Raw genomic sequence first — 12652 nt, forward strand, 5'->3', positions numbered from 1 at the left:
TTAGCCAGTCCGCCGCGCCGGTGGAACCCGTTGCGCCATAACAGGTTGCTCCCGCTGCGCCCCTTTCCGAGAGGTGTCCCATGTCCGACCTGATCGCCATTGCCTTCGACGACGAGGCCTCCGCCTTCGAGCTGCGCGCCGAACTCGTCCGGATGCAAAAGGAATACCTGCTCCAGTTGGAGGATGCGGTGGTCGTGACCCGCAAGGACGGCAAGGTGCAGCTGCATCAGGCGGCGAACATGACCGCGATCGGGGCGACCGGCGGCACCATGTGGGGCATGCTGATCGGGCTGATCTTCCTCAACCCCCTCGCCGGGGCGGTGATCGGGCTGGCGGGCGGCGCGCTCGCGGGGGCGCTGACCGATGTGGGCATCCAGGACGACTTCATCCGCGAGGTCGGGCAGGCGGTGCAGCCCGGCGGCTCGGCGGTGTTCCTGCTGGTGCGGAAGATGACGGCAGACAAGGTGCTCGACCGGCTCAAGGAGGCTGCGCCGCGGGGCCGGATCATGCGGACCTCGCTCTCGCAGGAGGACGAGGATCGCCTGCGGGCCGCGATCTCGGACGGCGCGCCGGGGGAGGCGACGGCGGTGCCCCGGATCTGAAGCGCTTGACGCCGCCTCCGGGGGCGTGAGACTGCGGCGCCATGCCGCCCCACGCCCCTGCCGAGGCCGCTGACGCCCCCTCCGCCCGCCGCATTGGGGGCCTGCGCCGGTTGCTCCGCCGCTCGACCTTGCGCGGCGTGCTGGCGGTCCTCGCCGTGGTCGCGCTCTTCGCGGTCCTGAACCCGCCGACGACGCTCACGATCCTCGCGGAAGGGACGCCCGGGCGCCGCTGGACCCCGATCGCGCGGATCGCGCCGGAGATGCTGCGCGCCGTGGTCGCGGCCGAGGACGCCAACTTCTGCCGTCACTGGGGCTTCGACATGGCCGAGATCCGCAAGGTGATCGAGAGCGGCTCGGACCGCGGCGCCTCGACCATCAGCCAGCAGACGGCGAAGAACGTGTTCCTGTGGCAGGGGCGGAGCTGGGTCCGCAAGGGGCTGGAGGCGGGGCTGACGCCGGTGATCGAGGCGCTGTGGACCAAGCGGCGCATCCTCGAGGTCTATGTGAACCTGGCCGAGTTCGGCCCCGGCATCTTCGGCGTGGCGCAGGCGGCGGAGCACCACTGGGGCACCACGCCCGACAAGCTGACCGCCATGCAGGCCGCGCGGCTGGCGGCGGTGCTGCCCGCGCCCAAGACGCGCGACCCGAAGGGCCAGCAGGTCGCCCGACGCGCCGCCGCGATCGCGGACGGCGCCGCGACCATAGGGCGGGACGGCCGCGCGGCCTGCTTCGAGGCCACGACCGGCGGTTGAACCCCGCACACCGCGGGCGTAACAGGAGCCATCTCCCCTGTGCCGCGAAGACTGCCGATGAACACCCCCGCCACGCGCCTCTATCACACCCCGCTCTCGCCCTTCTGCCGCAAGGTCCGCCTGGTCCTCGGCGAGAAGAAGATCGAGGTGGAACTGGTCGAGGAGCGCTACTGGGAGCCGGGCTCGGAACTGCCGCGCCGCAACCCGGCCGCCAAGGTGCCGGTGCTGCGCCACGAGGGGCGGCTGATGGCCGAGAGCCAGGCAATCTGCGAATATCTCGACGAGACGGTCCCCTCGCCGCCGCTGATGCCAGCCTCGGCGCTCGAGCGCTACGAGGTGCGCCGCCTCTGCGCCTGGTTCGACGACAAGTTCAACGCCGAGGTCACGCGCCCGATCCTGACCGAGCGGGTGTGGAAGAAGGTCACACGCGCGGGCCACCCCGACAGCCGCGCGGTGAAGGACGGCCTGCGGGCGATCAAGCTGCACATGGATTACCTCGGGTCGCTTCTGGACACGCGGAAGTGGCTGGCGGGAAACATGCTGACCCTCGCGGATTTCACCGCAGCGGCGCATTTCTCCTGCCTCGACTACATCTCGGACGTGGATTGGGACCGCGCCGGGCCGCTGCGCGACTGGTATGCCACCGTGAAGTCACGGCCCTGCTTCCGGTCGGTGCTGGCCGACCAGGTGCCCGGCGTCCACGCGGCGCCGCATTATGCCGTCCTCGACTTCTAGCGTTCAGGGGGGCGCTGCCCCCCGTCGCGCAGAGCGCGACTCCCTCCGGGATATTTGGGTCAAGGCGAAGGAGCGGCTGGTCGAGCAGGCGCTGGCCGAGGGGTTTTCCAAGGTGCGCGTGACGACGCCCGACGCGGTGCCGCAGGCGGCGGGGCGGCTGGCGGCGTTTCTGGAGGCGGGGCGGCACGGGCAGATGGGCTGGATGGAGGAGCGCGCGCACTGGCGCGGTGATCCGGCGGCGCTCTGGCCGGAGGCGAAGGCGGTGGTGATGCTGGCCGAGGCCTATACGCCCGAACGCGACCCCTTCGCGGTGCTGGAACAGCCGGAGCTTGGCGCGGTCAGCGTCTATGCGAGCGGGCGCGATTACCATGACATCGTCAAGGGGCGGCTGAAGCGGGTCGGGCAGTGGTTCCTGGCGACGCAGGCGAAAGGCGAGGCGATCAAGGTCTTCGTCGATACCGCGCCGGTGATGGAGAAGCCGCTGGCCGCGGCGGCGGGCCTCGGCTGGCAGGGCAAGCACACGAACCTGCTTGCCCGCGACCTCGGCAACTGGTTCTTCCTCGGCGCGATCTTCACCACCGCGCCGCTGCCTCCCGACCCGCCCGAGCCCGAGCGTTGCGGCAACTGCACCGCCTGTCTCGACATCTGCCCGACCCGCGCCTTCCCGGCGCCCTGGCAGCTCGACGCCCGGCGCTGCATCAGCTACCTGACGATCGAGCATCACGGACCGGTGGACCCCGAGCTTCGGGTGCTGATGGGCAACCGCATCTTCGGCTGCGACGACTGCCTCGCCATCTGCCCGTGGAACAAGTTCGCCGCCGCCGCGAAGGAGCTGCGCTACCACGGCCCGCCCCCGGCCCCGCTGAATGAGTTGGCGATGCTGGACGACGCGGCCTTCCGGGCGCGGTTCGCGGGCACGCCGGTGAAGCGGATCGGCCGCGACCGCTTCGTGCGGAACGTGCTCTATGCGATCGGCAACTCCGGGCTGGCGCCGCTGCGCCCCGTGGCGCTCGCGCTCACGGCCGACCGGGACCCGACCGTGGCCGACGCGGCCCGATGGGCCGCGGCGCGGCTCGCGTGACCGCCAACCCGCTGCGGGGCATCCTGCTGAAGCTCGCCAGCGTCGCCGCCTTCGTGGTCCTAGCGGCCCTCATCAAGACGACGGCGAGCGAGGCGCCGCCCGGTCAGCAGGTCTTCTTCCGCGCGCTCTTCGCCATTCCATGACGCCGCAGGGCTGAGGGCTATTCCTCGAAGCCGAGCATGACATAGTCGCGCAAGTAGGCCTGCTTCGCGGCCTTCCGCAGATCCGGGTCGCGCAGGAAGGCCGGGCGGGGCGGCCGTGCCGGCAGCTCCGGCGCGTCCTCCAGTCCAACAGCCTCGCAGAGCCAGATGATGTCGCGCTGCAGGGTCTCGTCGCGCAGGACGAGATCGGGCGGCGAGAATTGCGCGAAGCCCGAGAGGACCTCGGACTGGCTGGCCCAGGCGCGGTGGGTGGGGATGGTGGTCTGGCCGCTCAGGTTGCGACGCAGGAAGTCGAGGAAGGCGGCGAGGAGCGGCTGCTGCCCGGCGGGGCCGAGGTCGTCGAGGCCGCCCGTCTGGGGGATCCGCACCCGATGCGTCTCGCGCAACAACCGCCGCAGCTCGCCATGCCGCGGCCCCTCGACCACGATCCTGAGCGCAGCCCAGGCCCGGTCGAGCGGATGGGTGAGGACGGTGAAGCCGCGATGGCCGGGATGGGCGCGCTTCCACTGGCGCAGCGAGGCCTGGGTGAAGTCTCGGGTGAGCGGGCCGAAACCGCGCAGCCATGCCTCGATGCGCGCCGTGGGACCGCCCATGATTGGCTGGTAGATCAGCCCGGCGCCGGCGTCCGCCGCGACGAAGGTCGGCACCGACGGCCCGCGCTTCGGCTCGAAGTTCGGCAGGCGGTGCAGCTGGAACGGGTCGAGCCGCGCCAGTTCGCCTTGCATCTCGTCGAAATTGGCGACCTTCTCGGCCATCTCGCGCGGGTTCTGCGGCACCTGGTCCGAGGCCGGCAGCACCTGCGCAAGATCGGTGCGCCCGAGCCAGTGCAGCAGCCCCGTCATCACCTTCGGGTCGCGCAGGTCGTCATAGCCGAGCCAGAAGCCCGCCTGCCCGGAGGCCTGCAGCCGGTGCTGCACCCGCTCCAGAAAGTCGGTGTTCTGGTCCAGTGTCTCGCGGAACTCGGCCGGATCGAAGGTGATCGCCGCGCGGATCGGGGTTTCCGTCTCGTTCAGCTTCCACTGGTTCGTCTCCCAGGCGAGCCGGGTCGAGACGTAGCTGTCCACCGGGTTCCGCGTCAGCACGATCTTGGCGCAGGCCGGGTCGTCCATGATCGCGTCGAAGACGCGCGGGTCGTGGTCGTGGAAATAGCGGAAGCCGTTGAGGTTCGGGGCGGTGAACACCGCCCGCAGCAGGCGCTGCGGGTCGGCATCGCGCTCCGCCGCGGTGATGCCCTTGATCTCCTCCTTGCCGGGCCAGCCGAGCATGTAGGGGTTGAAGAGCTCGCCGAAGCAGGTGACGCGCTTCACGCCGTTCAGGGTCGCTTCCAGCAGGTTCGAGCCGGTGCGCATTCCGGCGAAGATCACGAAGCTGCGGAACGGCTGGGGCATCGGTCCCTCACTCCCGGATGGCGGGGCGCGGGGCCGGAAAATCCCCCATCAGCCGCGGCTGCAGCCCGGCGTTGCGCAGCGATTGCAGGAAGGCGCCGATGCCGTCAACCGGACGCATGGCGGGCAGGTCGTCGCCGGGCAGCGGCACCTCGGCCAGCTCCTGCACCGACTGGTGCAGGATCGCCGCCGGACGGGCGAGGAAATCCGCCAGTTCCCAGACATGGACCCGTGCCTTGACCCAGACCGAGCGCAGGATCGAAAGCTGCTCCTCCTCGCGCGCCTGAAGCTGCGCGCCGACGCGGCGGATGTCGTCGAAGGGCATGTCCGAGCCCATGAGCGGCAGCACCCAGGCGCCCGTCACGACGAAGATGAGGGCATTCGGGTCGGTCGCGACGAACCAGTCGAGCGGCCGGTGATCGTCGCGCGGCGACAGGAGGAGGACCTGCAGCCGCGGCGCGGTGATCCTGATGAGCGAGGTCAGGAAACCCTGCGGGTCGTGGCGGCGCTGCGCCGCACTGCTGGAGAGGCAGCCCGGCCCGACCTCCGCATCGTCCGCGAACTCGACCCGGTCCTGGCTGAAGAGATGGCCGTGCACATCGGCCTCGACGCGGGCGGCGAGCCAGTCCCGGAAACCGGGGAACACGTCGTCGAAGCCCTGAAACACCGCATAGCGCGCCGCGGTCTTGCCGTTCTCGCTGTCTTTCCTCGGGAAGCGGCTCTGCATGTAGAGGCCGGGGCGCCCGAGGGCGCGGCGGGCGACGGCGCGGGTGACGAGGCGGTCGATATGCCCCGGCTGCGGCTCGGCGGCCGAGGGCGGAAGGGTGGCGGGCCTCGGGAAATGCTCCAGCAGCGCATTCGCCCGCGGCCAGATCTTGCGGGCGACGAAGCAGCCCGACGCCTCCAGCATGTCGCGGTGGTCGTCGTAGAAGATGTAGGGCTTGCCCTGCGTGTCGAACTTCGAGAGCGTCAGCGACCGGCTCTCGATGGTGGTCGAATGGCGGCGGGCGAGGGTCTGGAAATAGCTCTCGTCGGGGATCCAGACGCGGCGGAAGTAGCGGTCGAACTCCCCGCGGCGGGGATCGTCGAGGATCGCCGTGATCGTCCGCCGCGTCAGGCACCACCATTGCGAGCCGAGATGCGGCACCACGCCCTGCGGGATGCGCCGGCGGACGCCCAGCCGCCGCTGCAGCGCCACGTAGCGGTCGAAGAGCTTGCGGTGCCGCCGCCACGAGAACGGGAAGCGCAGGGTGAAGCGCTCCTGATTGAGGCCGCCCACGGTCCAGCCGACATCGGCGGCGGTCACACTCTCGATGTAGTCGCGGGCGGGATCGAGCGCGAGCCAGGCGATCAGGTCCTCGACCGGCCTCAGCGGCAGGCAGGCGCCGGAGACGAGCAGCACATGCGTCACGTCCGGGTGCCGCGCGAGCAGCGTGGCGGCGGCCTCCTGCGTCGCCTCCACGAGGCTGAACATGCCCCATTCGCAGTTGCGCCTGGCAGTGTAGTGGATGTCCGGCAGGTCCTCGAGCTGCGCGCGGAACGCCCCGGCCGCGTCGACGCCCACCTGGGCGTCGATATGCACGGCGACCGCCGCCCCGGCTGCGGCCCAGTGGCGGGCCATGCGGGCGGCGATGTTCATCTGCGTGTGGCAGAGCATTACCACGCCGAGACGCACCGGCGCGCTCATGCCCAGTTGCCCTTGGAGATCAGGCCCAGATCCTCGAGCTGGCGCCAGTCGCGGAACTCGCGCGACTGCTGGGTCCAGAGGTCGGGGGCATCGCTCAGCGCGGCGTGGTAGGCGCGGTATTCGTGGCTGTCGGCGTAGTGCTGGCGCCGGTCCAGCTCCTCGGCCGCCTTGCCGGCGAAGGTGGACAGGAACTTGGCGTGCAGCAGGCACCCCGAGGCCCTCTCGCCGCCGTTCTCGTCATAGACGAGGTTCAGCGAGCGCGGCAGCAGCGTATGGGTCGAGCTGACATAGGCATAGTGCCGTGCCCACCGCACCAGCGGGATCTTGTTCAGCGCCGGGGCCTTCCACGGCTCTTCGGCGAAGAAGGCGCGGCCCCGCGGCCCGCCCTGAATCCACAGGTTGCCGTAAACGGCGTCCTTGCGGATCGTGTAGTTGGCGGGGTCGAACCAGCGCGCGACCGCCAGCGGGTCCATGCCCTCGGCATAGGGTTGCGCGGCGATGTCGCCTTTCGGATAGACGTCGATCAGCATGGCCGAGAAGGAGCGGATCGCGGACGCATCGAGCCAGTCGGTCAGCGCACGCAAGGGCCGCGTGTCGTCATGCGGGTAGACCAGAAACTCGTCGGGATCGACGACGAGGCACCAATGGCCGCTGCCGTGGCGACGCAGCAGGCCGTTGATCCAGTCCATCCCGAACCGCGCCTCCTTGTAGGAGGCGGTGGTGGTCCAGAGCGAGACGTCCGGCTGCGCCGCAAGATACTCGCGGCTGCCGTCGTCGGAGCCGTTCTCGGCGCAGAGGAAGTGGTTCACGCCGAGCCGGCGGTGATAGTCGAGAAACCACGGCAGGCGCAGGCGCTCGTTGCGCAGCGTCATGAAGACGAGAATGTCGCCGGGCCGAATCGCGCCCGTGCGGTCGGCCACCGGCCGCAACTGCCGCCGCCGCCGCATGGCGCGGCAGAGCAGGTATTGCCGCCGCGTCCTGAGGCGCAGCGCCGCCCTGATCCGTCTCAACCAGCGGGGCAACCGGGCTGGCCTCCATCCTCTTCCGGCTGACCGAGCAGCCGCATGATCTGCGCCACATGCGCCCTCCACGGCCGCATGGCAACCGGCTCGCGGCGCGGCGGCGCGGCGGCCAGCCGGGCGATCTCGGTCGCCCAGGCGCCGGGATCGTCGGCGTCGAGCCAGGTTGCATGTGAGCCGAGCACCTCGCGCGCGGCGGGCAGCGGCGTGGCGAGAACCGGCAGCCCGCGCGCCGCCGCCTCGGCCAGCGGCATCCCGAAGCCTTCCGCATGCGAGGGCATCAGCAGCGCCCGCGCCTCGCCCATCAGCGCCGCGACCGCGCCATCCGAGAGGCCCGCGCGCTCGATCACCGGACCGCGGTGCGGCAGCGCGTCGAGCCGGGCAAACACGGCCGCGTTCTCCCAGCCCCGGCGGCCGAGGATCAGGAGGCGCGGCGGTTCGGGACCGAGCCGTTCCCAGGCATCGAGCAGCAGCGCGTGGTTCTTGCGCGGCTCGATGGTGCCGAGGGCGATGAAGAACGGCCGGTCGCGGGGCAGGTCGGGCGGTATCTCGTCGGGTCGGGGTTCGGCCAGCGTGGTCCCGATGGGCGCGGCGACGATCTCGGGCCGCGCGGCGATGTCGAAGCGGTCGCGGCAGCGGATCACATCGGCGCGCGTCGCCTCGGAAACCGTCAGGATCAGGTCCGCCCGGGTCAGCGCCGCCGCGAGCCGGCGCCCGAAGGCGGCGTCCTGACCGGCGCGGGTGTATTCCGGGAAATCCAGCGGGATCGTGTCGTGGATCATCACCGCCTTGCGCAGCGGGGCGATAGCCCGCCACGGACCGGGATGCAGGTTGGCATGGCCGACCGCCAGCCATGCGCTGCCCGCGGGCAGCCGCCGCAACGCGCGGCCAAGCCCGAAGCCCCGCGTGCCGCCGGTGCCGAGCGCCATGCCGGCCAGCACCTCCTCGGCCTGCGCCCTCGGCGTCCGCACCCGCCGAAGCGCCGCCACCAGCCCGCGCGGCATCGGCACCGCCTCGGGCGCGTCCAGCCACCGCAGCAGCAGCGCCCCCGCCTCCGGGCCCAGCAGCAACTGCCGTCGCACCACCCGCGCCAGCAGCCGGTGGTCGCGCCCCTGCAGCGCCTCGAGCCACTCCCGCTCCACCCGGTCGATCCCGGTGAGCGGCCCCTGTCCGAGGCGCGAGATCAGCCGGCTCACGTCGAGGAGGATCACGCCGGCCTCAGGCGCGGCCGTAGCCGCCGGTCTGGTGCCACCGCCAGGCATCGCCGATCATCTGCGGCAGGGTCGAGCGTTTCGCCTGCCAGCCCAGCACCTCGCCCGCCCGTTTGCTGCCGGAAACGAGCTGCACCGCATCGCCCTCGCGCCGCGGCCCCTCGGTCACGGGCACGGGGCGGTTGGTCGCCAGCTTCGCCTGGTCGATCACCTCGCGCACCGAAAACCCCGAGCCGGTCCCCAGGCAGAACACCTCCGCCCCGCGCGCCGACTCGCGCCCGCGCAGCCATTCGAGGCCCAGCACATGCGCCTCCACGAGGTCCATCACATGCACATAATCGCGGATGCAGGTGCCGTCCGGGGTCGGATAATCGGTGCCGTGGATCGTCAGCGCCGGCCGCTTGCCGTCCACCGCGTCGAGGATCAGCGGGATCAGATGCGTCTCCGGGTCGTGGAACTCGCCCACCTCCGCCTCCGGGTCCGCCCCGGCGACGTTGAAATAGCGGAAGACGACCGAGCGCAGCCCGTCCGAGGCGCCGAAATCCTTCAGCATGTCCTCGATCGCGCGCTTGCTGGCGCCATAGGCGTTCAGCGGCGTCTGCGGGGTCTGCTCGTCCAGCACCACGCCGTCATGGTCGCCATAGGTGGCGCAGGTGGAGCTGAAGACGAAGTCGAGGCAGCCCGCCGCCACGGCCGCCTCGATCAGCGAGAGCGACGCGCCGACATTGCCGCGCCAGTACTTGCCCGGCTCGCGCATTGCCTCGCCGACCTGGCTCAGCGCCGCGAAATGCATGACCGCAACCGGCTGGTGGCGCGCGAAGACGGCGTCGAGGTGGGCGCGGTCCATCAGGTCGCCTTCCTCCAGCGGCCCGTATTTCACCGCCTCGCGCCAGCCGGTCGAGAGATTATCGTAGGTCACGGGCACGTAGCCCGCGGCGGCGAGCGCCTTGCAGGCATGCGAGCCGATATAGCCGGCGCCGCCGGTGACGAGGACGTTCTGCGGCATGGTGCCTACTCGGCCGCCCGCGAGGTCGCGGCCCGGATGTCGTCGAGATATTCCGAAAACTCGTCACGCAGGTCCTCGCGCGCGAGGCCGAAGGCCACCGTCGCCTGCAGGAACCCGGCCTTCGAGCCGCAGTCATAGCGCTGCCCGCGGAAGCGCAGGCCGAAGACGTCGCGCCCGGCCGCCAGCTCGTCGGCGATGGCATCGGTCAGCTGGATCTCGCCGCCGGAGCCCTCCTGCGTGTGGTGAAGGTTCTGCATCACCGTCGGCGCGAGGATGTAGCGGCCGATGACCGCGAGGTTCGACGGCGCGGCGCCCGCCGGCGGCTTCTCGACCAGGCCGCGCGCACGGACGATGGCGCCCATGTCCTCGGCCACGTCGAGCACGCCGTAGGAGGAGGTCTTCTCCGGCGCGACCTCCATCGTCGCCACCATCGAGCCGCCGGTCTCGGCATAAGCCTCGATCATCTGCTGCAGGCAGGGCGGCTCGCCCAGGATCACGTCGTCGGTCAGCAGCACGGCGAAGGGCTCGTCCGGCGCCATGAGGCGGCGCGCGCACCAGACCGCATGGCCGAGGCCGAGGGCCTTGTGCTGGCGAACATAGGCGATCGCGCCGGAATCCATGTTGGTTGCCTGCAGCACCTTGAGCAGTTCGGCCTTGCCGCGGGCCTTCAGGCTGGCCTCGAGCTCGTGCGAATGGTCGAAGTAATCCTCGAGCGCGCCCTTGCCGCGCGAGGTGACGAAGATGAACTCCTCGATCCCTGCCGCGCGCGCCTCGTCGATCGCGTACTGGATCAACGGCCGGTCGACGAGGGTCATGATTTCCTTCGGGATGCTCTTGGTCGCGGGCAAAAACCGCGTGCCGAGCCCGGCTACGGGGAAGATGGCCTTCGTAACCTTCTGAGACATCTCAGGCTCCTCGAAATGACACGAAACTAACGCCCACGAGCCGCCCGCGGCGGCGCGGCATCCCTCGACTGCTTCGGCTCAAGATGCAACCTCCGGCTGGCGGGAGGAAGCTCGATATTCCTCAAGTTGCGCAAATTCCCGCCGCTCCCGTGCTGCGCGAGATCCCCCAATCAGCGGCGGATCATCGGGATTCGACGGCCCCATGACGCCGCCCGATTGTTCCCACCATCCGCCAGGGTGGAATCGTTGTCGATGCGGCATGGTTCCGGGAATCAGCAACAGCAGCGTGACGGCCGCCCCCTCCGCCGCGGCTGCGGCCGCCGCGGCGCGCAGGCGGCGGCGGTGCCAGGCCCAGCCGCCGATCAGCCGGTGCGGGCGGGGCCGGGTCGCCAGCGGCAGGAAGGCAGGCGGCGGGGCGTCGGGAAGCGGCGCGGGCAGCGGCGGGTCGGCGGCCTCGGCGAGCCCCGCCGCGAGGCTCGCCAGCAGTGGGCCGACGCGCTGCGGATCGAGCCGGCCGGCCAGCATGTGCCTCAGCAGCCGCCGGCGCTGAACCGCGACGACGCCCGTCGCCTCGCCGCCATGCCGCCGCGCGAAGATCGCCTCCGACCGGCCGATCCGGGTGAGGTCCCGCGGCACCCTCGCCGCATCGCGCCGGGCGCTCGGCGCGCTGCCATGCGTGACGCGCGCGCGGGGAACGAGGGCGGACGCGGCGTGCGGAAAGGCGGCGGCGAGGCGCAGGTTCAGGTCGCTCTCGTCGAGATGCCAGGGGAAGGCCGGATCGAAGCCGCCGATGGCGATGAGCGTGTGGCGGCGGAAGACGCAGTTGGTGCCGAGGGTCGAGAGAACGGTCCCGTCGGCGGGGCGGTAGAGGCGCGTCGCCTGGCCCTCGATCGGCAGCGGCACCGGCCCGCGCGGCGTGATCGCCTCGGCGCGGACCTGCCATCTGCGGCCCCATGGGCCGAGGGTCCAGCCGGTCGCGGCGATCACCTCCGGGTCGCGAAAGGCCGCGGCGAGCCGGCCGGCCCAGGTCGGCTCGGCCACCGCGTCGTCGTCGATGAAGGCCACGACCGCGCCCGCCGCCGCGGCGATCCCGGCGTTGCGGGCGGCGGAGATGTTCGGCGCGTCAAAGCCGATACGCTTCAGCGGCAGGTCGGGCCGGACTTTAAGCCCCTCGGGGTCCGCGACCAGCACCACCTCCAGCGGCCTGTGATCCTGCAGCGCGAGCGCGCCAAGGCAGAGGGCCAGCTCCGCCGGGCGGTGGCGCGAGACGACGACCACCGACAGCGCGATGGCCTCCGCGGCGTGGCTCACGCGATCCCCATCGCCGCCATCATGGCCTCGATCTTCAGCACGTCCTCGGGGTTGTTCAACTCCCAGAACTGCCGCCCCCGCGCCTCGACCTCGACGCAGAGGACGCGGCGGCCATGCTCGAGGAAGCGCAGTTGCTCCAGTCCCTCCAGACGCTCAAGCCGTCCCTCGGGCCAAGTGGCATAGGCGGCGAGCGGCTCGGGGCGGTAGGCATAGACGCCGACGTGGTGGAACACCGGGCTGGGCGCATCCGCGGCCACCGCGCCTGGCACGAAGGGGATCACTTCCTTCGAGAAATAGAGCGCGCCGTGGTCCGCGCCGAACACCGCCGTGGTGCCGCCGACCCGGCCGGCGGCGCGGTCGGCCAGCAGTTCGGCCCGCATGGCGCCGGTGCAGTTCAGGACCGGCGTTGCGACCTCGGCCGCCGGATCGGCGCGCAGGCCGGCGACCAGTTCCTCGACGAACCAGGGCGGCGTCAGCGGCGCATCCCCCTGAAGGTTGACGACGATCTCGGGCGAAGCCCCAAGCGCCGCCACCGCCTCGGCGCAGCGTTCGGTGCCGTTGCGGCACGCCTCCGAGGTCATGACCACCTCGGCCCCGAACCCCTCAGCATGCTCGCGGATGCGGCCGTCGTCAGTCGCCACGACCACGCGATCCGCGCCGCCGACCGCCACCGCCGCGTCCCAGCTGCGCCGGATCAGGCTGCGCGCCTCGCCCGTCGCGCCGCGCAAGCTGGCCAGCGGCTTGCCCGGATAGCGGCTCGACGCATGGCGCGCGGGAATGACGATCAGGACGCCCAT

13 protein-coding genes are annotated in these 12652 nt (G+C 71.4%); 5 read left to right on the plus strand and 8 right to left on the minus strand.

What is annotated here, in order from left to right; all coding sequences use genetic code 11:
* Positions 1 to 80 precede the first annotated feature (80 nt).
* The 5 genes from GI374_RS10755 to GI374_RS10775 are packed head-to-tail and all read left to right on the plus strand — an operon-like array spanning position 81 to position 3313.
* Positions 81 to 602, plus strand: a complete 522-nt coding sequence (locus GI374_RS10755; RefSeq protein WP_154337083.1) for a DUF1269 domain-containing protein — start codon at positions 81 to 83, stop codon at positions 600 to 602.
* Between the two features lie 41 nt (positions 603 to 643).
* Positions 644 to 1354: a monofunctional biosynthetic peptidoglycan transglycosylase gene (gene mtgA / locus GI374_RS10760; RefSeq protein WP_154337084.1), complete on the plus strand. Its 711-nt coding sequence runs from the start codon at positions 644 to 646 to the stop codon at positions 1352 to 1354.
* A 57-nt stretch (positions 1355 to 1411) separates the two neighbouring features.
* Complete coding sequence (locus GI374_RS10765) at positions 1412 to 2089, plus strand: glutathione S-transferase family protein (protein WP_154337085.1); 678 nt, start codon at positions 1412 to 1414, stop codon at positions 2087 to 2089.
* A gap of 52 nt (positions 2090 to 2141) precedes the next feature.
* Positions 2142 to 3170: a tRNA epoxyqueuosine(34) reductase QueG gene (queG, locus tag GI374_RS10770; protein ID WP_370515301.1), complete on the plus strand. Its 1029-nt coding sequence runs from the start codon at positions 2142 to 2144 to the stop codon at positions 3168 to 3170.
* The gene (locus tag GI374_RS10775) at positions 3167 to 3313 is read left to right on the plus strand and encodes a hypothetical protein (RefSeq protein WP_154337087.1); all 147 of its coding nucleotides are present in this window, start codon (positions 3167 to 3169) and stop codon (positions 3311 to 3313) included. Before queG ends, GI374_RS10775 begins: the two co-directional genes overlap by 4 nt.
* A 17-nt stretch (positions 3314 to 3330) precedes the next feature.
* Here GI374_RS10775 and GI374_RS10780 read toward each other — a convergent pair whose 3' ends face one another.
* The 8 genes from GI374_RS10780 to GI374_RS10815 form a co-directional block, all read right to left on the minus strand.
* Entirely contained in the window at positions 3331 to 4719 is a 1389-nt protein-coding gene (locus GI374_RS10780; RefSeq protein ID WP_154337088.1) for a hypothetical protein, read from the minus strand.
* A gap of 7 nt (positions 4720 to 4726) precedes the next feature.
* Entirely contained in the window at positions 4727 to 6403 is a 1677-nt protein-coding gene (locus tag GI374_RS10785; protein ID WP_154337089.1) for a beta-1,6-N-acetylglucosaminyltransferase, read from the minus strand.
* Positions 6400 to 7350 (minus strand): glycosyltransferase family 2 protein, encoded by a 951-nt coding sequence (locus GI374_RS10790; RefSeq protein ID WP_154337236.1) that lies wholly within the window; start codon positions 7348 to 7350, stop codon positions 6400 to 6402. The genes GI374_RS10785 and GI374_RS10790 overlap by 4 nt, the downstream gene beginning before the upstream one ends.
* Positions 7351 to 7409: 59 nt before the next feature.
* Entirely contained in the window at positions 7410 to 8633 is a 1224-nt protein-coding gene (locus tag GI374_RS10795) for a glycosyltransferase family 4 protein (RefSeq protein WP_370515283.1), read from the minus strand.
* Between the two features lie 7 nt (positions 8634 to 8640).
* Entirely contained in the window at positions 8641 to 9639 is a 999-nt protein-coding gene (gene galE, locus GI374_RS10800) for a UDP-glucose 4-epimerase GalE (RefSeq protein ID WP_154337091.1), read from the minus strand.
* A gap of 5 nt (positions 9640 to 9644) precedes the next feature.
* Complete coding sequence (locus GI374_RS10805) at positions 9645 to 10544, minus strand: UTP--glucose-1-phosphate uridylyltransferase (RefSeq protein ID WP_154337092.1); 900 nt, start codon at positions 10542 to 10544, stop codon at positions 9645 to 9647.
* 78 nt (positions 10545 to 10622) lie between these two features.
* Positions 10623 to 11855, minus strand: coding sequence for a glycosyltransferase (locus GI374_RS10810; protein ID WP_154337093.1), 1233 nt, complete (start codon positions 11853 to 11855; stop codon positions 10623 to 10625).
* Positions 11852 to 12652: a 3-deoxy-manno-octulosonate cytidylyltransferase gene (locus tag GI374_RS10815; RefSeq protein WP_154337094.1), complete on the minus strand. Its 801-nt coding sequence runs from the start codon at positions 12650 to 12652 to the stop codon at positions 11852 to 11854. Before GI374_RS10815 ends, GI374_RS10810 begins: the two co-directional genes overlap by 4 nt.

This window comes from Paracoccus sp. S-4012 (assembly GCF_009674885.1).
Taxonomy (GTDB): Bacteria; Pseudomonadota; Alphaproteobacteria; order Rhodobacterales; family Rhodobacteraceae; genus Paracoccus.

What these genes read in the sequence shown, in the direction of transcription:
- GI374_RS10765 (WP_154337085.1), top strand. Translation starts at nt 1,412, where the DNA reads ATGAACACCCCCGCCACGCGCCTCTATCACACCCCGCTCTCGCCCTTC.
- GI374_RS10790 (WP_154337236.1), bottom strand. Translation starts at nt 7,350, where the DNA reads ATGCGGCGGCGGCGGCAGTTGCGGCCGGTGGCCGACCGCACGGGCGCG.
- GI374_RS10755 (WP_154337083.1), top strand. Translation starts at nt 81, where the DNA reads ATGTCCGACCTGATCGCCATTGCCTTCGACGACGAGGCCTCCGCCTTC.
- GI374_RS10780 (WP_154337088.1), bottom strand. Translation starts at nt 4,719, where the DNA reads ATGCCCCAGCCGTTCCGCAGCTTCGTGATCTTCGCCGGAATGCGCACC.
- galE (WP_154337091.1), bottom strand. Translation starts at nt 9,639, where the DNA reads ATGCCGCAGAACGTCCTCGTCACCGGCGGCGCCGGCTATATCGGCTCG.
- GI374_RS10815 (WP_154337094.1), bottom strand. Translation starts at nt 12,652, where the DNA reads ATGGGCGTCCTGATCGTCATTCCCGCGCGCCATGCGTCGAGCCGCTAT.
- GI374_RS10785 (WP_154337089.1), bottom strand. Translation starts at nt 6,403, where the DNA reads ATGAGCGCGCCGGTGCGTCTCGGCGTGGTAATGCTCTGCCACACGCAG.
- mtgA (WP_154337084.1), top strand. Translation starts at nt 644, where the DNA reads ATGCCGCCCCACGCCCCTGCCGAGGCCGCTGACGCCCCCTCCGCCCGC.
- GI374_RS10805 (WP_154337092.1), bottom strand. Translation starts at nt 10,544, where the DNA reads ATGTCTCAGAAGGTTACGAAGGCCATCTTCCCCGTAGCCGGGCTCGGC.